At 56.4% G+C, this 19058-nt stretch carries 18 protein-coding genes; 7 read left to right on the top strand and 11 right to left on the bottom strand.

Features of this window, described 5'->3' with window-relative positions; translation table 11 throughout:
• Positions 1–228: 228 nt before the first annotated feature.
• The 3 genes from H8K03_09965 to H8K03_09975 form a co-directional block, all read right to left on the bottom strand.
• A complete protein-coding gene (locus H8K03_09965; protein UVT22186.1) occupies positions 229–1032 on the bottom strand; it encodes a mechanosensitive ion channel family protein in 804 nt (267 codons plus the stop codon).
• A gap of 15 nt (positions 1033–1047) precedes the next feature.
• The gene (locus tag H8K03_09970) at positions 1048–2697 is read right to left on the bottom strand and encodes an AsmA family protein (protein UVT22187.1); all 1650 of its coding nucleotides are present in this window, start codon (positions 2695–2697) and stop codon (positions 1048–1050) included.
• A 294-nt stretch (positions 2698–2991) separates the two neighbouring features.
• Positions 2992–3228, bottom strand: a complete 237-nt coding sequence (locus H8K03_09975) for a hypothetical protein (GenBank protein UVT22188.1) — start codon at positions 3226–3228, stop codon at positions 2992–2994.
• Between the two features lie 440 nt (positions 3229–3668).
• Here H8K03_09975 and H8K03_09980 point away from each other — a divergent pair, with 440 nt between their 5' ends.
• From H8K03_09980 to H8K03_09990, 3 genes are all read left to right on the top strand, one after another.
• Complete coding sequence (locus tag H8K03_09980; protein ID UVT22189.1) at positions 3669–3983, top strand: HPF/RaiA family ribosome-associated protein; 315 nt, start codon at positions 3669–3671, stop codon at positions 3981–3983.
• Positions 3984–4110: 127 nt separating this feature from the next.
• On the top strand, positions 4111–5139 hold the full coding sequence (locus H8K03_09985; protein ID UVT22190.1) for a hypothetical protein: 1029 nt from the start codon (positions 4111–4113) through the stop codon (positions 5137–5139).
• 259 nt (positions 5140–5398) lie between these two features.
• Positions 5399–5818 (top strand): SRPBCC family protein, encoded by a 420-nt coding sequence (locus H8K03_09990; protein UVT22191.1) that lies wholly within the window; start codon positions 5399–5401, stop codon positions 5816–5818.
• Between the two features lie 59 nt (positions 5819–5877).
• Here the strand turns inward: H8K03_09990 and H8K03_09995 are convergent, their stop codons facing one another.
• Positions 5878–7317, bottom strand: coding sequence for an SAM-dependent methyltransferase (locus H8K03_09995; protein UVT22192.1), 1440 nt, complete (start codon positions 7315–7317; stop codon positions 5878–5880).
• A gap of 141 nt (positions 7318–7458) precedes the next feature.
• On the opposite strand from H8K03_09995, the gene H8K03_10000 reads away from it, so the two are divergent.
• The 4 genes from H8K03_10000 to H8K03_10015 all read left to right on the top strand — a co-directional run bounded on the left by H8K03_10000 (position 7459) and on the right by H8K03_10015 (position 11067).
• The gene (locus H8K03_10000) at positions 7459–8022 is read left to right on the top strand and encodes a hypothetical protein (GenBank protein UVT22193.1); all 564 of its coding nucleotides are present in this window, start codon (positions 7459–7461) and stop codon (positions 8020–8022) included.
• A 122-nt stretch (positions 8023–8144) separates the two neighbouring features.
• Positions 8145–8879: a glycosyltransferase family 2 protein gene (locus tag H8K03_10005; protein ID UVT22194.1), complete on the top strand. Its 735-nt coding sequence runs from the start codon at positions 8145–8147 to the stop codon at positions 8877–8879.
• 73 nt (positions 8880–8952) lie between these two features.
• Positions 8953–9243, top strand: a complete 291-nt coding sequence (locus H8K03_10010) for a lipid-A-disaccharide synthase N-terminal domain-containing protein (GenBank protein ID UVT22195.1) — start codon at positions 8953–8955, stop codon at positions 9241–9243.
• Positions 9244–9306: 63 nt separating this feature from the next.
• On the top strand, positions 9307–11067 hold the full coding sequence (locus H8K03_10015) for a glycosyltransferase family 39 protein (protein UVT22196.1): 1761 nt from the start codon (positions 9307–9309) through the stop codon (positions 11065–11067).
• A 67-nt stretch (positions 11068–11134) separates the two neighbouring features.
• Here H8K03_10015 and H8K03_10020 read toward each other — a convergent pair whose 3' ends face one another.
• From H8K03_10020 to H8K03_10050, 7 genes are all read right to left on the bottom strand, one after another.
• On the bottom strand, positions 11135–12292 hold the full coding sequence (locus tag H8K03_10020) for a phosphatase PAP2 family protein (protein UVT22197.1): 1158 nt from the start codon (positions 12290–12292) through the stop codon (positions 11135–11137).
• A 6-nt stretch (positions 12293–12298) separates the two neighbouring features.
• Positions 12299–13426, bottom strand: coding sequence for a PD40 domain-containing protein (locus H8K03_10025; protein UVT22198.1), 1128 nt, complete (start codon positions 13424–13426; stop codon positions 12299–12301).
• Positions 13410–15626, bottom strand: coding sequence for a hypothetical protein (locus tag H8K03_10030; GenBank protein UVT22199.1), 2217 nt, complete (start codon positions 15624–15626; stop codon positions 13410–13412). Before H8K03_10030 ends, H8K03_10025 begins: the two co-directional genes overlap by 17 nt.
• Before the next feature lie 11 nt (positions 15627–15637).
• The gene (locus H8K03_10035) at positions 15638–16423 is read right to left on the bottom strand and encodes a response regulator (GenBank protein ID UVT22200.1); all 786 of its coding nucleotides are present in this window, start codon (positions 16421–16423) and stop codon (positions 15638–15640) included.
• An 89-nt stretch (positions 16424–16512) separates the two neighbouring features.
• The gene (gene ftsY / locus H8K03_10040; GenBank protein UVT22201.1) at positions 16513–17448 is read right to left on the bottom strand and encodes a signal recognition particle-docking protein FtsY; all 936 of its coding nucleotides are present in this window, start codon (positions 17446–17448) and stop codon (positions 16513–16515) included.
• Positions 17449–17450: 2 nt separating this feature from the next.
• Positions 17451–17945 carry an rRNA maturation RNase YbeY gene (gene ybeY, locus H8K03_10045; protein UVT22202.1) on the bottom strand — a complete coding sequence of 165 codons (495 nt, stop codon included), beginning with the start codon at positions 17943–17945 and terminating at the stop codon, positions 17451–17453.
• Positions 17945–19009: a PhoH family protein gene (locus H8K03_10050; protein ID UVT22203.1), complete on the bottom strand. Its 1065-nt coding sequence runs from the start codon at positions 19007–19009 to the stop codon at positions 17945–17947. Before H8K03_10050 ends, ybeY begins: the two co-directional genes overlap by 1 nt.
• Between the last annotated feature and the right edge of the window lie 49 nt (positions 19010–19058).

A 19058-nucleotide genomic window follows, 5' to 3' on the forward strand; every position in this document is an offset into this window, starting at 1 on the left:
AGCACTCGCCGCTTCGGATCTTCTGGAGATTCTCAAGCGTGTAGGGATTCTTACAGGCGAGTGGTTATAGCACTGGTAGGCATATCCGAATTCGCGTACCTCTTATCGCATAATTTCCATTCAGGCTCGAGATGAAGGCGCACCTTGGCGCCGGTAACAACTCATAAGACCGATCGCTGAGACTTCGAGTCGCACACAGCCACACCGTGGGTTTTTTCACGACCGCTCTTATCCGTTCACTAAGTGGACGGTAAGACTCGCTGTCGGTAGCGCGATCCCTCGTTCCTGGAATCGTTCAAGAATTAATTTGTTCAGCTCTCTCTGAGTCGAACTGTAATCCGCCACAGCCGTCCAAGGCTCTACGGCGATAACCACGGCCAGGGATGACTCCCCGAGAGACGACACTCCTATTGAAGGAACAGGGTCTTTCATGACCGATGGATGCCGATTGAGGACATCCCGAACCAGAGCCAGGGCCTCATCAAGATTCGCATTCGCCGATACGGGAATGGTCAACCGCATCTGACGGATGGTTCCAAAGTTGTGCAGAATCTCTCCGACGATTTTTCTGTTGGGAATGATCACGCGGGAGTGGTCCGCGTGCATCAGTGTCGTCGTGAAGATATCGATCACCACGACGTCGCCGTGGACCCCGAGCAGTGAAATATGTTCGCCGACCTTATAGGGCTTGCTGAAGATAATCGAGAGCCCGGCCATCACGTTGCTCAGCACCCCCTGCAAGGCCAACCCGATCCCCACGCCGGCGACTCCGACGCCGGCGATCAGCGGGGCAATGGGCACACCGAGCGTCTGAAGGGCGATCATCGCGGTAAAGAGCATTACCACGATCTTGACGATGCGGACCAGAAGCAGACGCACCGGCGGTTCAAGGGTCTGCCGTTCCAACGCGTGTTGTGCCAAATTCCCGGCCCAGCGAGACACCATGACACCGGCGATGAAGATCCCAATCGCAACCGCGGCCTGCAGCCCATACTGCACGGCATACTGCGTGAGCGTATCTACGACATTCATAGAAATCAGCTTTCGTTAACGGCCTAAAATCCCTTTGAGCAGCTCTTGTCCCTCTTTCTTCAAGTCCTCTGGTTTGGTCGTGCCCTTGAGCAATCCCCCCACAGTTTCTTCCACCTTCTTCTTCACCTGCTCCTGTACCTTCCCGGTTATACCCTTGAGATCAACTCCATACGACGGTGCTTGCGCGGTGCCGGTAATCGTGAGCGGCAGGTTCAATCGGCCGTCTTTCAACGCGAGCTTGACGACAGGTGACGCTCCGGCAATCTTCTGACTCGCCTCCTGAGACAGGTTGAGATTCACGAGCAGATTCAACCGCTGATCGAATCCGATGGTCCCCCCGCCGGTCGCCTGAAAATCATGACTGTCCATCAGGAGACGCTGTACGTTGATGATCCCCTGCTTGATGACGAGATCCGTTTCGATCGTCGAAAACGCCGTCGCTTTGGCATCGTCGAGTGAAATGCCGACAACCTTAAGGGCGGACATCGCTTCTTGAAGGAGATTCACTCCCTCAATCTTCCCATCCTTCACCGCCATGTGACCGGTTCCTTCCAACGCCTTTGTCAGGTCCGGCATGGAGAATCCCTTGCCTTGCAGCGAAAGATCGGCGCCTGCCGTCCCGCTGATAGAGATCGGTGTCTCCGCGAAAGCATTGAGCGCCGGACCAAGCTGTACGCTCTGAACCGTAACGCCACCCTTGAAAGGCGGCGCATCGGACCCGGCGATCACTTTGCCCTGCCCCTTGATCTGGCCGTCGAATAGTTGGAACGACAGGGCATTCAGCTTGGCTTCCTGTCCCCTTACTTCCGCCGCGATCTGGAAATTCTTCACGTCGACCGGCTTTTTGAGCGGGAGCGCCACCGGAAGGTTCGCAGTATTGATCACCGGGGAAGTGATGTTGATGTTGGCATCATTCCCGGCGGCTTTGCCTGTAATCGTGAAGTCCGTCTTTCCTACACCAAGCTGGAAATTGATCGCGTCTATATCCATCGTCTCTTTCAGCGGGCCGAACGTACCATCGAGTTTCACCGGTATGTTGAACGGCTGTACGTGTGAGAGGAAATGCAAGGTCGGAGTTTGACCGAGTCGAACATCGCGAAGGAGCACCTCCATATCTTGCAGCACGTACTCAGTCGGTTGGGCGGCCGAGAGATCACGATACGTTAATCTTGCGCCGTCGATTGAAACTCGGTCCACAGCCAACAGCGCGAGAATCTTGAGCGGACCTTCCGTCGAAGGTATTGGGGCACGCGAAGGCGTTTCAGGCACCGGCACGCCTTTGCGGCCGATCGTCGAGGCGTTCAGGACACCTTTCTTGTTCTTGATCACCGTGATAACGGGATCGCGAAGCGTGATTTCTTCCACCTCGACCTTGCCGCTCAGCAACGGCATCAACTTCACCCCCACCTCCAACGAGGAGAGCGATGCAAACGGACCTGAGCCAAAAGTCGGATCGTCCAGTACCGTGAACCCTGCCACGCGCGCGCCGATCCTCGGCCAAACCGTCAAGCGAATATCTTGCAACTGGACCTTGCGATTGAGGGCGTCTTCGATGAGCGGCTTATATTGGTCTTGATACTTGTTGAGATCGATGAAGAAGGGAAGCGCGAGCACAACGCCGACGAGGAGAACGACTAGGACGAGCAAGCCTATCAGGATCTTCATCTTGATCGCCTCCAGGTAAAAATTGAGTATATAAACGGATTTCGTGTGAGTCAAACGATCAGCGACATAGACAACGATCGCATAGGATTCCAGAGCATCGACTGTTTAAGAAGTCGTCTCGGCTGATGAAACAGTGGCGGGGCTGCGGAAAAGTTGCCAGGAGAAAGTGGTCCGGCGCTGTCGACTCTACCTGTCGGCCATGATGGAAGAGACTGCAGAGGCGAATGTATGCATTCACTGCCTTTTGACTGAGGAGGACAACGAGTCCTCCTCAGTCTCGAATCGGCTCAATTCTCAGTGGTTCATCGGCTTGGCGTAGGGGTACTGCGTGCCCCCGGACCCACTGCTTTGGATGACATCTACTCTGCCCTGCTGTCCTTGAGGATTACTGTCCGATTGCGTCGCCGTCCCTTTCAGTGTCTCGATGATGTCCACCCTATGGGAATCCGCAAAGCTCTCGGAAGCGTTTACGATTCCAGTAACGGCGAATAATGCTAAGAATCCTATTGCCACACTACACATCCCTCTCATGAATCCCTCCTGTGTGATGAAGTGAGCGCGAATAATGACTGCCAAAACACACAGCAGCTATCGTGCCGTTCTCATGTGTTCGGACGGTGTGTCCTAACGCATTGATTGGTTTGATTTACGAACTTTTCTGCTTGTTCGAATTGTGGCAGGACGGAACAAGTGTCCAGCGAGAATGTCTGGCTGATTGGACAATGAACAGGCGATTGGCGCCAGGAAGGGAACCCGAGCGCAAGGTGGAAACAAGACAGCACCTTCGTGAGACTTTTTGGAACAGACCTAGACAGGCGTCGACGGAGTCGTCACTTCATCATTGCACCGGAACTGCTGCACCAGACGGCCGGGGATGAGCGATGGAAGGAGTGGCCGCAGTGCGGTTGACTTTGGTTGTGCCTGGTGATTAGGTTCGACCTGAACAGTGATCACGTGAGGGAGGTGGCCCCATGCAGATTCAGGTTAATACGGACAATAACCTCCGAGGGCGTGAAGCGATCGTTGCCCTCGCTCACACCAGCATCGAGGGCGCGGTAGGCCGATTTCGTGATCGGATTACCCGCGTCGAGACGCATCTGAGTGACACCAACAGTCACAAAACCAAGGGTGACGACATCCGGTGTGTGCTCGAAGCCAGACTGGCCGGTCACCAGCCCATCGCTGTAAGCCATCAGGCATCGACTGTCGAGCTGGCCCTCAGCGGAGCTGCGGACAAACTCGAGCGGTCGATCGAAAGCACGCTCGGCCGCCTCAAAGATCGATAACCCAACAAGGGCTCCGCTTTCTCGATGATGTACGCGGGAGTCTTGCCTCGTCCCTTCAGAACGATTGTGCTAGGATACCCGCCGTGCGCTTGCCTCATCAGATTCGCATCGTCTCAGGCTGACTGCCATGACGCCCTCGACTGCCACACGTTCTTCCGACTATCGCTTTTTGCTTCTTATCATCCCCCCGGTGTTCATCCTCCTGCTCTCGACGAGTCTGTTTGAATTCAGCTCCAACATCACGGTGGATAATTTCCACAATCTCACAAGCGGGCTGATGCAACCCGCCGTCGCGCCCTCAGAGCAGGTGTTCAATCCCACCCATTTTCTCGTGGAGGTCAAATCCCGGTATATCTGGCTGACTACCGTGGTCGTGACGCTGGTGGCCGGGGTCTATGCCCTGATCCTGTGTGGGCTCACCATCTACCAGTCTCATCCACGGCCACGGCTGCTCGTGGTCACCGCCGTGGGGATCTTGTTTGCCTCGATCGGAGTGGTCTTTATCTGGGCACTCGATGAGAGGCATGCGCTCTACCGAGCCGTCTTCAGCTTTAGCTACGACAACCTGCGCCAGGCCGGGCCCCACCGGATCAGCGAGGACCTCTTACGCTATATTATGGCAGTTGTATCTACCGTGAACGTGCAAGCCATGGTGGTGCCGGTGGTAACCCTGCTCGCCGCTTGCAGCACCCTCGCGCCGCCACGCACGGGCAAGCAGCCCGATCCTGAGTTTTGCGCGTCGCAGATGAAACGGTTGAAGGAGGTGCTGACGGCGGCCTCAGCGATTCTCGTCGCCGGGGTGTTACACATGGGAGCCTGGCTGCGGTGGCCGGCGGCATTGATGTCCGGGAAGGACGCTCAGGAAGCGGTGCTGGGCGCAGCCTTGGCCATCACGCTGTTTTGGGGCGTCACCTTTACCTTGATGTTGGTTTCAACATATCTCCCCGCAGCCCTCCTCCTAGCAAAGCGGGCGCAGGCTTTGCTACAAGAAAGCTCCTCCAAACAGGCGGTGCCGGAACCGGAGCAGTGGCTCAAAGATCATGGTCTGTTCCTGTCCCTGCAGGACCACTTCCCCCAATTTGGCCTCATGCTCGCTCCGCTGCTCGCCAGCCCCTTAAGCTCCCTGCTACTTGCTCCGCTCACGCCGACGGAATAACCACGTAAGGTTAGCTCATCGCCCTTGTTCCGATGACGATGTCGAGTAGCCATTCGACTGCCGACTACGTTCGATCCATCACATCAAATCTCACCTCTCGTCAGACCACCAGCAACCTCCATGGTTTGTCGTGAACCGAAAGCCGAAGGTCTGTGCATATGAGAGAGCAAGGGCTCTCCCGAGTGATGCCGGAGTCATGGACTCGATATGCTGATGACCAGCGGCGGCGTCCACCGGTCAGCATTACACAGGAGGACTTATGGGTGAGTATGAGCACACAGCCACCATCAATTGTCGCGCACAAAAGGTATTCGAGTTTGCCGCTGACGTGAGGAACTTTCCTCTTTACTTGCCCACCGTCAGAAACGTCATCAAACAAGGCAGCGAGCATGTCCGTGTGCAGGGCGAGGCGAGAGGGCTTCAATATGCTTCAGACGGCATGTACCATGTGGACTATATCCGTAAACGAATGGAATGGGGCTCTGACAGCGACGATCAATATAGCGGTTGGTTAGAAGTGAAGGGGAACGATACGACCGCCACAGTCACTGTTCATGTAACGTTCGAGCCGCATCGGGACTACGATCCCACAATACATGAAGGTTTGGAGAACGCATTAGCTTCGATCAAGAACTTGTGCGAAGGGACGGGTGGCAAGGTCGAGGCGTACGCTGCATGACTTTATCTACTTCATATTTGCGCTTCGGCGAGCCAGGAGACGGACGATGGAGCCTCACATTACCGGCAGGCGAAGTGCTGGTACTCGATGGGACCTGAAGGGGCGCTTAAGGCCATCCTCATCGTGTGTCGGTCGTAGCCGATTTCTTCCAAATCCGTTTGTGCGTCGCTCAGTTCTTCTTCCGTCAGATAGGCCACGGTGTCGGGGATTCCGTTGTCTTTGAGTGAGCGCAAGATCGCGCCCAACGTGTCCCGTTCTTCCGGCGGGATGTTGGCCCCTAACGGAAATTCGAGCTGCCGACGATAGGGACTCTCAAATGTGTTATTCAACGCCCGTATCGTTTTCAGCACGAGCCGATCTTGCTCCCAGGGTTGTAGTTTCGGTCCCGCGGAGGGATGGGTCGCCAGCAGATCCATCAGTGTGATCACGTTGGTATTCAACGATCGCCCCACGAATTCACGCTGCGGTTCGAATGTCGTTTGCTTCATCCCCACATGCTTGGCCACGGCCTCAATTAACGCGAAGTTGATCATGAAGCTGTATTGGCCACCGAACTGGCCATAGCAAGGTTTTTCCGGATCGTTCAAGACGTTCATATCGGCCGTGCCGGCATCGAACGCGCTGAACCCGATGGCGTCCGGAGCCATGACCCGCTTGGCCTCCTTCAAGGTTGCGAATGCCCCGACATTCACGGGCACCAGGACATCTTGGTCGATGGACTGCAGAAATTCCACGATGATCTTCCGATATGGGACATCTTTCCATTCGATTTTGCGATACTCTTTTTCCCACACCAATCCATCGAGGAACGGAGGGCATGTCTTGAGCGCATCGAGATCTTTGTCCTGAAAAGCCCGCACGAATGTCGACCAATCCTGAATCTCGGCATGCAGCGACTCGCTGAGGTTGGGACGGATAAACTCTTCTTCGACCTCGCCGCCGTGTTTCGCCAACAATTTCGTCGGTAAATCGTTCCACAGCTCATTGCAGATGATGCGGTCGACGGTTCCATCATCTATTCCCGCCATATCCTCGCTTGACCCACGATAGGTGTCGACGTGATCCCGATGGGCTGCCAGGTCAGGATGCGCTAGAGCCCCATCCAACACCGTTTGTTTCCAATCGACCATGACATATTGCACACGTGGATAGATCGTGCCTTGTTTATCGAGGGCCTTGAGATGACTGAGGAAGCACGCAGCCAGATTCCCGTTGCCGGGTCCTAGCTCCAGGATGGTCAAGCGTCTTGTGTCATCCGTCTCCCTGCCGGCAGAGGACGGTTGACGATTTTCTGATTTGTCGCGCGTTACGACGCGCTCGTAATAATCGGCCGCCAGCGCATGTGCCAGACGGAAGTCCGCTGACGCGAAGGTCTGATAATAGGATCGGAGCTTGTCCCCGCGCAGCCCATAGAAGAGCTGGTTGAGATGGGTCTGCCATTGATCGAGCGGCTTATAGTCCCCGATCAGCTGTGGAAGGGCGTCGGCATCCTGCAACATGTTTTATGGTCCCCGGCAATTGGTCTGTGAAATGGGTCGTACGGTGGGCGAAATCCTAACAGATGGCCAGAAAACGCTGCAATGGGCAACTCGCCCGATGGTCGATTGACAGGATTGCCTTAAGAGGTGTAGCAGACAGTCATGAGGAATGAGGCCTTCCGTCTTGGCGGAATTGTGATCGCAGGATGCCTTCTGTGGTACCAAGCAGCTGTGGCTGAAGACCTGCCGCTCAGCGGAAACCTCCCGATCTCCGAGTTCCAAAACCGCTCACAGGACGTGAAAGCGTATGATTTCGACGCGCCCCCACAGGGGATGTTTCGTTCGATTACCACGGCAGAAGGATTTGAAGAGCAACTGAGCTGGCGCCAGACCCACGAAATCGTGCCGATCAAACCGACCGATCAGTTTGTCCCCGATGTGCCAGCCGTTTTTATTGTGTTCTCGTTGCATCAGCATTATCAGTCCTTCACCGTGTTCGGCCGTTGCACGCCCGAAACGGTGACAGATGTCGCACCGGACACGATCGTCAGCGAGGACGCCATGCGCATCGCCTTGGAAGATGATAGCGGCTATCTCAAATTGTCGCCTCCGCAGGGTGGTTGGAAACCCGGCCGGTACAAAGTGGAGATTCATACGGGCGAGCAAGTCAACGAAACGAGTTTAATGGGCACGATGCGTTTCACCGTCGTGGTATCCGGTGGGTAGTTGGGTCGATTCTCATGCGTCAGGCCCATCGCTGTCGCGTGTTTGACCCTCCCTTTGACCTTCCGTTAGAATGCGCGCCTGACTAACCGACTCTCCGGCCGTTCCTGGAGTTTTTGTGGATTATGACGCCGCCATCCTGCCCTTGGGCCTCAGTGATCATCCCGATCAAGGATGAACGAGACAACCTGTCTCCCCTCATCACCGGTCTCTTGAAAGTCATGGATTCGCATGAACTGTCGCGCTCCCGCCCTTACGAGATCCTCTTCGTGGACGACGGCAGCAGCGACGGCAGCAGCGACGAGCTGGACCGATTGGCGCGCGAACATTCCAATGTGCGGGTGTTCCACTTCGACCGGAATTATGGCAAAACCTGTGCGCTGGAAGCCGGTTTTCACCAATCCTCCGGCGAGATCATTATCCAAATAGACGGCGATCTCCAGCAAGACAGCGAAGACATCTTGAAACTCCTCCCTTATACGGCGTCGCACGACGTGGTGTGTGGGTGGAGGCAACAGCGGCAAGACGGCGTGGTGAAGAAACTCTCGTCCAAGATTGCGAATCGGGTGCGGAATGTCTTTACCCATGACGGCATGCACGACACGGGTTGCCCCCTCAAGATCTTCCGACGGCCTGTCTTGGAGCGGATCCGGCTCTTCGAAGGGATGCACCGGTTTTTTCCTGCGCTTGCCTTGATGCATGGATTCAAGGTGACGGAGGTGCCGGTCAGACATTATCCGCGCCTCCATGGCGTGTCCAAGTACGGAATGGGCAATCGCCTGTTCAAGTCGCTGTACGACCTGATCGCGGTGCGATGGATGCAGGATCGCGTGTTGCTCTACAAATTTCGTGACAAGTGACGTGAACCATTACGACCGAAGGGGATGCCTTTTCGGTCCGAAACGACGATGACGGCTGCCTTTCCGACACCTCATGACGACTGAGACAATCTGGCTCGGTATCGGCTTCCTCGGCCAAGGGCTCTTTTTTGGTCGTTGGTTGGTTCAGTGGATCGCCTCCGAGCGAAGCTCGGAAAGCCGCGTGCCCATTTCCTTTTGGTACATGAGTCTCATTGGAGGGCTGATTACGCTCGCCTACGCGATCTATCGAATGGACCCAGTCTTTATTTCCGGACAAGGGCTCGGAGCGGTTGTGTATCTGCGCAACCTAGCCCTGATTTACCGCGCGGATCAAACCAAGAACCAGTCCGGGCCTCAGACATGAGAAACCGGGTCACCAGCCGCAGGCGGACCCGTTCCGTCGCTCACAGATAGCGACCACGTCTCCATGGATCGTACCCCTTCTCAATCCATACAGCTGCTGCTGCTTCTGCTCCTGTCGGGTCTGCTCTTTTTCATCGGCCTCGGCAGTATGGGCCTGACAGATCGAGACGAAGGCCGCAATGCGGAAGCCGGCCGTGAAATGTTCGCCTCGGGCGATCTGATCACCCCGACCTTCAATGGCGAGCTGCGCGTCGCCAAACCGGTCTTCGTGTACTGGCTGATGACGCTGTCCTACCATCTGTTCGGCGTGAACGAGTTTGCCGCACGTGCGCCATCAGCCTTGTTTGGAGTGGCGTTGATCCTGATGCACTATCTGTTTCTCTCCCGGCTGCGTGGCCCAACCGTCGGTCTGTTCGGCGCGTTGATGTTGCTGCTGAATATCGAAATGCTGGCGCTTGGACGCATGGCGATCACCGATAGCGTCTTAATCTTCTTTACGACCATGTCGCTCTACGGCTTTTGGCTCGGCCTCCACGAATCAGGCGCTGGACGTCATTGGATCTGGGGCTTTTATGCCGGGATGGCTTTCGCGACCTTGACAAAAGGACCTGTGGGATTCGCCGTGCCCCTGATCACGGCCCTACTCTATCTCGCCGCAACACGGCAATGGCTGCTCTTTTGGCAAAGAGGCGCGCCCATCCTCGGCACCTTGCTGTTCGTCGTCTTAGCCGGTCCTTGGTATGCCGCCATGTTCCTCATCCATGGAGATGCCTACTCCTCTCAAGCGAAGGTCCACACGGTGGGACGATTCCTCAGTCCGATGGAAGGGCACGGAGGAGGATGGTGGTTCTATTTTCCCGTTTTGTTGCTCGGTTTTTATCCTTGGAGTGCCTTTTTGCCTGCTGCATTCTATCGAGCGTATGGGAGCTGGCGGGAGGCCCGTTCGGCTGGAAACCACAAGGACGATTCCCCTGAAGCGAGCGAACCATCAGGGTCCGGCAATGAATTGGAATGGTTCTCGGCACTGTGGATCGTCGGAACGTTCATCTTCTTTAGTCTCTCATCCACCCGTCTGCCCCACTATATCGGCCCGTTGTTTCCGGCCTGCGCGCTTCTGGCTGCATTGTATTGGGCTCAAGGCTTGAAGGAACCTTCCACAAAAGGACTCCGCGGGTCGATTCACTTCATGATGGGGATCGGCTATCTGGTCGCAATCGCGTTGGCAAGCGCCCCGTCCTTGTTCCACACATTTTCCGGGAAGATGATTAAAGAGTTTCCTCTCGCCACTCAATTCGATTTGGGTATCGGTCCTTATATCGGCGCAGCCATCGTTGTGGTGGCCATGGGACTGATCGGATATTTTGGGCTGAACGACGACAGACGCGGTCTCGCCTTTGGGGTTGCCGGAGGCGCGCTTGCGAGTGTCTTTCTACTCGCCATCCTGGCGGTTGTGCCCGGTCTCAATCGATACGCCATCGCCCCTCCGCAGGAGTTGGCCTATGCGGCAGGGCTCAACCTGAACCCAACCGACCAATTCGTCACGTTCGGCACAACGAGGCCCTCCATCGCCTTCTACGCAAGGCGGCCCGTGATCTTCATCCCCTCCGGAGAGACCGCCCGGCTACGCACGGCCTTGAGCAGGGAAGGTCGTACGATGATCCTGCTGCCGGAATCGTTTCAAGACGCCTTGCCGAAAGAGGCAGCAAATTTTCAGCCGATTCTGAAACGTTATGGCTATGTGTTGTTGGGCAATCAACAGATGGTCACCGTTCCCAAGGGCGCGGATACGGTTTCGCCGCCCCCGCCAAAAACCCTCGGTCACTAGCCTCTGACGAGGGCGTCATCGCTCAGATCAGAGAGGAGAAACCCCTTGATCGATTTCTCGGCAGCGGTCACTGAAAAGGCAGAACTCCGCGGGCATCAACGAGAATCAGAGCGGCAAGGGCCAGCCCTCCCAGCAGGGCGCCTTCCCACATCACCGACCAGCCAGGCGATTCTTCGCCAGACTCATGGAAGCGGTCTCTTGCAGAGAACCAGTACGCGAGGCAGGAAAATCCGACCGAGGAGAGTACCAGCGGTGAGGTCGTCATCGCGGCCAAACCATATGCCATAAGCAATGTGGAGGTATTCATCTGCCGATTGGTTACCGACTCTTTCCCGCCGAACCAATAGGTTCGCCTGAGCCACAAGCCACCGACGATTGCGACTGCACCCAGAACGACAAACAGAACGCCGACGATTCCATCGTCCATTCGGTGGGATAACGTCCAGAGCAGGGCAAATAGGGTTGAGGTTCCAATCGCCGCATACCGTAGCCCGTCTTGCAGTGAGGTGCGCCACTGCTGCCACGGGGCAGCGGCAAGGAACCCGCTGAGGACGCCCAATATCGCCCCTCCGACAACATCGGTCGGGAAATGGGATCCGCGAAGAACGCGACTGAGGGCCACGAAAGCCGCCGCAGCGATACACAACGGCCCGAAGAGGGGAAATCGTTTGGCTAGAACTGTCGCAACCGCAAAACTGGCCGTGCTATGCCCCGACGGAAAGGAGTCGAGCCCCGATGTCCACGAAAAGGTCATCTGCCAATCTCCCGAATGGACGAACTTCGGTCGAGGCCTCCCGATAAGGTGTTTGATCCCATTCGCCAGTACGGCCGCGATCCCATGGGCGATCAGCGACTGGACGGCGGCGACCGTGAGAGTCGGCTTTTCGAAAGCCCAGGCGACGGCGAGGAGTATGATGCTCATGGCCGTCAGATGCCATCCTTGGCCGATCCAGTCTCCCGTGTTACTGGTGAAGGCCATCCACGGAACAGTGAGTTGATCCCAAGGGAGATGAATCGTCACTGATCGCACATACCGGATGACAGGCAGATCAAACTGGGCCAAGCCGAGGAAGCTGATAATCAGTGCCGCACAGGCGCAACCGAATGCAGCGAGCGATGAGGCAGTTTTCCAGGATGGTTGAGACAGCACGCTCATCGGAATGCGATCTGGAACGAGGACTTTTAAATCCCCGGAGCCGGTCACGAATCGCTCATCGCCGATCACCGCGCCTCAAGGAACCCAGTCGGCCAGAAACACGTTGAACTCGCCCGGTGCTTTCGCATTCCGATCGGATACCCACACAAGGCGTTTTCCGTCCGGTGAAAACATGGGAAAGCTATTGAAGTGACCTTCCGTGGTCAGACGTTCCAGCCCGGTTCCGTCGTCACGCACCAGATAGAGATGGAAACTGGGCCGACCTCCATTCCCTCTCGTCTCTATGTTGGAAGAAAAGATGATGCGTCTGCCGTCCGGGTGAAAATAGGGAGAGAAATTCGAGGCGCCGGTCGACGTCACCTGCTTTTTTCCTGACCCATCGGCATTCATGACAAAAATTTCAAGCTGACCGGGTTCAACCAGCCGTTGTGCCAACAGGTCCTGGTACTTCGCCGTTTCCGTTGGGTCGGTTGGATGAGCCGCCCGATAGACGATTCGTGTGCTGTCGGGTGAAAAAAATGCCCCGCCGTCGTAGCCGACGTCATCCGTAAGACGTCGAACATTCGTGCCGTCGAGATTCATGGCATAGAGATCGAGGTCTCCGTCCTTCACCGACGTCCACACGATGGTTTTCCCATTGGGCGCGATGGTAGCCTCCGCGTCATATCCCGGGGACGATGTCAGTCTCTGCGTCTGCTGTCCATCAAGACCGACGGCGTAGATATCGTAATCATCGAGCGCCCAGCGATACGCTCCGTCCCGTTTTGGCTTCGGAGGACAACCGGGGCCGGCGGCATGAGTGGACGAATAGAGCACCCGCCCGTCACCGGGGAAAAAGTACCCACATGTCGTCGCCCCCGCACCGGTACTGATCAGCTGGGCCGTCTCGGTTTCCAAATCCATCACATACATTTGATAACAGCCCAACCCGGTATCGGCCGGCTTTGAGGTGGCCGCTTGCGAATTCTTCGGCCAATTGTTTGTCGATTGAAAGATCAATTTGGTACCGCTGAACGAGAAATAGGCTTCGGCGTTCTGACGTCCAAATGTAAGCTGACGAATGTTGGCCAGGTGGCGTTCTATGGATCGTGATGAAACCGAGGCTGTCTTCTCTTGATCAGCCGCCAGCACAAAGGTGGGAATGCCGACTAGCACACAAAGTCCCCAGACCCAAATTGTTCCAGCCTTATGACGTCGTTTCAATCCTGACCTCCTTCACGTCCGATCCACCTGGCCACACCTCTCGTTTCGTCACGGTTCCATCCTGGAAAATCACATAGCTGTGCCAGCCATAGTAAAACAAGAGTCTCGCAACTTTTTCGACTGCGCCGGATGTCACACCATACATGACCGTGATGACGCTACCCGGCACATTCACCCGAGGGCAGGAAAACAGCACAGCCATCTTTGGTCCGTCATAGAGCTGGCCATCGATCCGGAAACCGGCATCCTTGAGGGCTACCCGGTCACCGCAGGATTCCTGCACGATCGATTGAGCTGTTTGATACTGATCCCCCTCAACCAATACGAGGACCGATCCTTCACGCGGAAGGGCATTCTCTTTCATGGACAGGACCTTCGCTCTTTTTGATTCCGGCAGTTCTCGATCGACGATGCGGGACACGACCTGCTGCAACGGCGAGGAAGGGTCGGAAAACGCCTGCATCACTGTCTTATGCGGATCGGTTACGTAGCCGTTCAGCATCGGCGGCAGTTGGCGCCTCGCCAACCGACGAAAGGTCATCAACTGCGGGTCGAGTTCCACCCGTAGAGGCTGATTCGGAAGGACGAACTCGGCGGCGTTCGTCTGCGAATGACTCAGCGTGATCGATCTGAGTTCGACTGCGTCCTTCGTCACGATGCGGATGGGAATCGCCATCCGAAAGGGCTTCCCATCCTGCTGAATTCGGACGGTCAGCTTCCAAGCTTCCTTTTCACCATCACCCTTACCCTTCACGCGTTGGGTACGGACATCTCCCAAAGAGAGTGCCGGGGCACCTGGCTGCTCGACCCATTGTTCGAAAAACCAGCGTAGGTCTCGGCCGCTCTCTTGAGAAAAGACCTCCTCGAGTCCGCTCCAATCCGCCGGGCGATTGCGATATCGGCCGGCGAATGTCTTCACAGCTCGCCAGAACGGCTCGTCCCCGATCTCTCCCCGAAGGAGGTGAAACACGAAGGCCGATTTCTGATATCCAATGGCGTTGTCCTTCTCGTCGTGTTTTCTGAGGAACTGCGCCACGGCATAATCCTCGTCCGGTTTCACGTAGAGATTGTACCCTTGCAGCATCATTCGTCTTTGCTCAAACGCCTGCGCGGGATCCTGAACCAACTCGTGCCAGTAGTAATTGGCCAGGTAGGTCGTCAATCCCTCAACCCAGTTGCCGTGATCATCGCGATTGAACACCGAATTCCCGATCCAGGAGTGGACGATCTCATGGCCCAACGCATAGGGTTGTATATAGTGCCGCTTGATGCTGCCGCTGCCGAGGAGGGTGAACGACGGCATACCAAGGCCGCTCGGGAAAAAATTCTCGACCACCGCAAATTTCTCGAAGGGATAGTCACCCAGTATCCGGACATACGCGTCGAGATATTTTGCCGTTGCCTCGAGATACTCATCCGCCAAGCCGGCATTGTCGGGAAAGAAATAGGTCAAGAGCTCCACCCGCTGCCCGGCCGGACCTTTCCATTCCCGCGATTTGACCACAAACTTGTTGGCGACGAACGTGAACGCTTCAGATTGGTCGTGGACGACCCAGGTCGAGGAGACCATTCCCGCATTCGTCGTTTCCGCGTCCTTCCGTCCCGACGCGACCACGGTCCAGTCCTGCGGAATCCGAGTCGTCACCCGATACGTACTGAGTGAACCGGCGACATCGGGGTACCATTGGCTTTCACCGCTCAAGTACACGCCCTCCAGGCCGATATGTCCCGCGGTTTCGCTGGGTGTGACAAACCGCAAGTGACGCGGTTCCTTCGGCGGATCATTGATCTGGCCTCGATATGTCCAGACCAATGCCATCTTCCGGCTATGGTCCTTGGGAAGCGTCACACTGACTTGCTGGGTGGAAGTCCCATGGAGTTGTTTTCTCGTGAACGGAACGGCGTCACCCGACATTCCCGTTCCGCTTGGGACCGAAGGTGTTCCCATCGTGATCGACTCGATGTTCAGTGTATGAGCAAGCGTGAACGTAACGGACATTACGCGTGGGTCAACCTCCAGTTCGATCCGATCGCTTGCGGCCAACCCATGAGCAGCGGGGGTGACCTGGACCGAGAGGTCGTGGTGAACGAGTGTGACATCCTCGTTGGATGGCAGGGCCGAAGCATCCTGGACTGAGACGACGGAAATCAACAGGAGACTAATGAGGCAAGATCGGACAGCGAGTTTCCCGATAGACATCAGGAAACTTTTTAACACTCGCGGCAGACGAGTACAAGCTGGATCGCGGTCAGGAGGCGCTCGAGATCGACCGGTTTCAAAAGGATCTCTTGGGGTCCTAACTTCCAGGCTTCTTCGAGCAACTCCTCGTTCTGACTCCCGGTCATAATGATGATGCCGCCTGAGTAGTCTTTCTCACGTAGCGCACGGAGCACATCGATCCCCGGCAGTCCGGGCATGATCATGTCGAGCAGGATCGCATCGGGCGGCGTATCTTCCACCATCCGCAGCGCATCGTGGCCGTCTTTAACGCCGAGTGCTCGATAGCCGCGCAGGCTCAGGAACCGGACAAGGAGATCGCATACGAGCGGTTCGTCGTCGACGACCAAGATCGACTCATCGATCTGCTCAGCCACACTTCCGTTATCAAGCTGAAGTGGCACGTTGGTCGATTGGGCAGGAAGCTGTGAGATTCGATTGACCGCTTCGACAAGGACGTCCAGGGACAGCCCTTTTCTAATGAAATCGGTTGCCCGTAGGGTCCTTGCTTGATTCTCTTGGACTTCCGTCGCGCCACCCCCCAGGATAATCACCGGCGCTTGAGGGTCGATCGCCCGGATTTCCTTCAAAATAGTTAATCCGTCCATCTCCGGCATCCGCAGGTCCAGAAGGGTAACCCTCGGGCGGTGGGCGCGAAATAGACTAAGACCTTCTCGTCCGCTGGTCGTCGAAATGACCCGGTACCCTAGGCGGGTGAACACGTTCTGCAACAAATCGCAGTTCATCTGATCGTCGTCCACGATCAAGAGTTTGTTCATCGCTGCCGATCCTCTTCAAGCTGAAACCATGCTCACTGCGAAAAAAAGAATAGCACGACACCGGGGACAATGAGAAGAAAAGGCGTGGTTTATGAGCAGGAAGCCGGCTGGCCGAACAGAGCCGCCACAAACGCTTCGGCATTGAAGTCCTGCAGGTCCTCAGCTCCTTCTCCTACACCGATCAGGCGAAGGGGAAGCTTCAATTCGTCGGCAATCGCCACGACGATCCCACCTCGTGCAGTCCCGTCCAGCTTCGTCAGAACCAGCCCGGTGACGCCCACCGCATCATGGAACTGACGGGCTTGGGACAGCGCGTTCTGCCCGACGGTGGCATCCAACACCAACAACACTTCATGTGGGGCACCGGGCAATTCCTGGCCAATCACCCGTTTCACTTTCCGCAGTTCGTCCATAAGATTTGACTTCGTATGCAAGCGGCCGGCTGTATCGATCAACACCACGTCCGCCTTCCTGGCTTTGGCCGCGACGATTCCATCGAACGCAACTGCCGCAGGATCGGCACCGTGGCGCTGGCGAATCACCTCCGCTCCGACCCGATCACCCCACACTTGCAATTGTTCAATGGCGGCGGCCCGAAAGGTATCCCCGGCTACGAGCAGTGATCGACGCCCAGCCTGCGTCACCCGCTGTGCGATCTTGGCGATCGTAGTCGTTTTCCCGACACCATTCACCCCGACGACCAGAATGACAAACGGTCTAGGGCCTTCATTAATGAGCTGTTCCAGTGTCGTTCCCGATACCGTCTTCAATATGCCGTAAAGCGACCGGCTCAGGACATTCTGAAGCCCTTCCGAGGTTTTCGCCTCTGCCCCGCGTGTTTCCTCACTGACCTGCCGCATCACGCGATCGACGACCCGAGCGCCCAGATCTGCAGTGAGGAGGGCCGCTTCAAGATCCTCAAGAAGCTCTTGGTCCGGCGCCCGTCCAAGAAAGCGATCCAGCGACTGCTGCACGATATGTCGTGTCTTGCCGAGTCCTTCGCTCAGTCGTTGAAACCATCCCATTCTTAGCGATCCTTTGTGGGCCGTCCGGCACGACCAGTTACGAGGCAAGGCACGGGAGCGATCATTCCAAGAACGGCTCGTTCGCGACGCGACATTCGCGCCGCTTCGCGCGCACTCCGTTCATGATCGTATCCGCAAAGATGAAGCACTCCATGTACCAAGAGCATGGCGAGCTCCTCATCGATCGATCGTCCGCCTTCTTTGGCTTGGCGAACCGCAGTCGGTAAAGAAATCACGACATCGCCGAGCATGCCGCTCGCGGGGCGCACGCCTCCGGGCAAGACCGCCTCACGGGTAGAGAAAGCCAACACGTCCGTGGTTCGATCCTGCTTGCGATACTCACGATTCAATCGGCGTATGCGTACGTCCCCTACCAACTCTAGGCTCAACTCCGACTTCGGCTCGCCGACAGCCTTCAACACACGCTCGGCCAGATGTACCAAGGAAGCGTGCCGCACGGCAAGTCGCGTGAGGCTCACGCGAAGATAGACACCCATCAATGAGAACTTCCGGGGAGGTCGCGAGATGACGGGCTGGTGGCCGGAGACTTGCGTGGGTTCGAGGGTTGACGCTGCGAAGCGGTACCCGGCTCGCGAGTCGATCGAGGATCACCACTCATTGACTGATGACGATCGTACGCCTTAATAATCTCTTGGACCAGTCGGTGTCTTACGACGTCTGTCTCATCGAAGTAGACGAAGGCGATCCCCTCAACATCGCGAAGTATCTCTTTAACCTGAATGAGGCCCGAGACTCGGTCGGTCGGCAGATCCACCTGCGTGATATCCCCGGTCACCACCACTTTCGAATGGAAGCCCAGCCGGGTGAGGAACATCTTCATCTGCTCAGCGGTTGCATTTTGCGCTTCATCCAGAATAACGAAGGAATCGTTCAGCGTTCTCCCACGCATGAAAGCCAGCGGCGCGATCTCAATATCCCCTCGCTCGATCAACCGGTTTGCCCGTTCCATGTCCATCATGTCGAACAGCGCGTCGTAGAGAGGCCGCAGATAGGGATTTACTTTTTCATAGATGTCGCCCGGCAGGAAGCCGAGTTTCTCCCCTGCCTCGACCGCAGGCCGGGCAAGAATGATCCGACTCACCTCCTTGTTCATCAAGGCACTGACTGCCATAGCCATGGCCAGATAGGTCTTGCCTGTTCCGGCCGGCCCGATGCCAATGACAATATCGTGCTGCTCGATCGCTTCGATGTAGACTTTTTGAGTCGGAGACTTGGGGCCGACGAAACGCTTTTTGGTCACAATCATCGCCGATTGGCCAAGCACGTCTCTGAGGGAAGCCTCGGGAGTTCGGCGCAATGCGCTGAGGGCGTGGGTGACATCTTCGGCTTGCAGAGTAATACCTTCGTTGGTCAGGGAGGCGAGTTCGAGGAGGATACGTTCTGCTTGACGGACAGCTTCAGGAAGGCCATCCAAAGTAAGTTCTTCGCCCCGTGCGGAAAGCCGTACACCCAGTTCGTCTTCAATTAGCTTGAGATGTCGGTCGTGATGACCGAACAGGACGGCGGTATTGGTGCCTTCTCGTAATTTGAGCTTACGCACGAGCGCGGGGTGGTCTCCCTCCCACTGTCATTGATGCGATTGTAACAGA

Source organism: Nitrospira sp. (assembly GCA_024760545.1).
In the GTDB taxonomy this organism is placed as follows: Bacteria; Nitrospirota; Nitrospiria; order Nitrospirales; family Nitrospiraceae; genus Nitrospira_D.

What these genes read in the sequence shown, in the direction of transcription:
- H8K03_09965 (UVT22186.1), bottom strand. Translation starts at nt 1,032, where the DNA reads ATGAATGTCGTAGATACGCTCACGCAGTATGCCGTGCAGTATGGGCTG.
- H8K03_09970 (UVT22187.1), bottom strand. Translation starts at nt 2,697, where the DNA reads ATGAAGATCCTGATAGGCTTGCTCGTCCTAGTCGTTCTCCTCGTCGGC.
- H8K03_09975 (UVT22188.1), bottom strand. Translation starts at nt 3,228, where the DNA reads ATGAGAGGGATGTGTAGTGTGGCAATAGGATTCTTAGCATTATTCGCC.
- H8K03_09980 (UVT22189.1), top strand. Translation starts at nt 3,669, where the DNA reads ATGCAGATTCAGGTTAATACGGACAATAACCTCCGAGGGCGTGAAGCG.
- H8K03_09985 (UVT22190.1), top strand. Translation starts at nt 4,111, where the DNA reads ATGACGCCCTCGACTGCCACACGTTCTTCCGACTATCGCTTTTTGCTT.
- H8K03_09990 (UVT22191.1), top strand. Translation starts at nt 5,399, where the DNA reads ATGGGTGAGTATGAGCACACAGCCACCATCAATTGTCGCGCACAAAAG.
- H8K03_09995 (UVT22192.1), bottom strand. Translation starts at nt 7,317, where the DNA reads ATGTTGCAGGATGCCGACGCCCTTCCACAGCTGATCGGGGACTATAAG.
- H8K03_10000 (UVT22193.1), top strand. Translation starts at nt 7,459, where the DNA reads ATGAGGAATGAGGCCTTCCGTCTTGGCGGAATTGTGATCGCAGGATGC.
- H8K03_10005 (UVT22194.1), top strand. Translation starts at nt 8,145, where the DNA reads ATGACGCCGCCATCCTGCCCTTGGGCCTCAGTGATCATCCCGATCAAG.
- H8K03_10010 (UVT22195.1), top strand. Translation starts at nt 8,953, where the DNA reads ATGACGACTGAGACAATCTGGCTCGGTATCGGCTTCCTCGGCCAAGGG.
- H8K03_10015 (UVT22196.1), top strand. Translation starts at nt 9,307, where the DNA reads ATGGATCGTACCCCTTCTCAATCCATACAGCTGCTGCTGCTTCTGCTC.
- H8K03_10030 (UVT22199.1), bottom strand. Translation starts at nt 15,626, where the DNA reads ATGTCTATCGGGAAACTCGCTGTCCGATCTTGCCTCATTAGTCTCCTG.
- H8K03_10035 (UVT22200.1), bottom strand. Translation starts at nt 16,423, where the DNA reads ATGAACAAACTCTTGATCGTGGACGACGATCAGATGAACTGCGATTTG.
- ftsY (UVT22201.1), bottom strand. Translation starts at nt 17,448, where the DNA reads ATGGGATGGTTTCAACGACTGAGCGAAGGACTCGGCAAGACACGACAT.
- ybeY (UVT22202.1), bottom strand. Translation starts at nt 17,945, where the DNA reads ATGGGTGTCTATCTTCGCGTGAGCCTCACGCGACTTGCCGTGCGGCAC.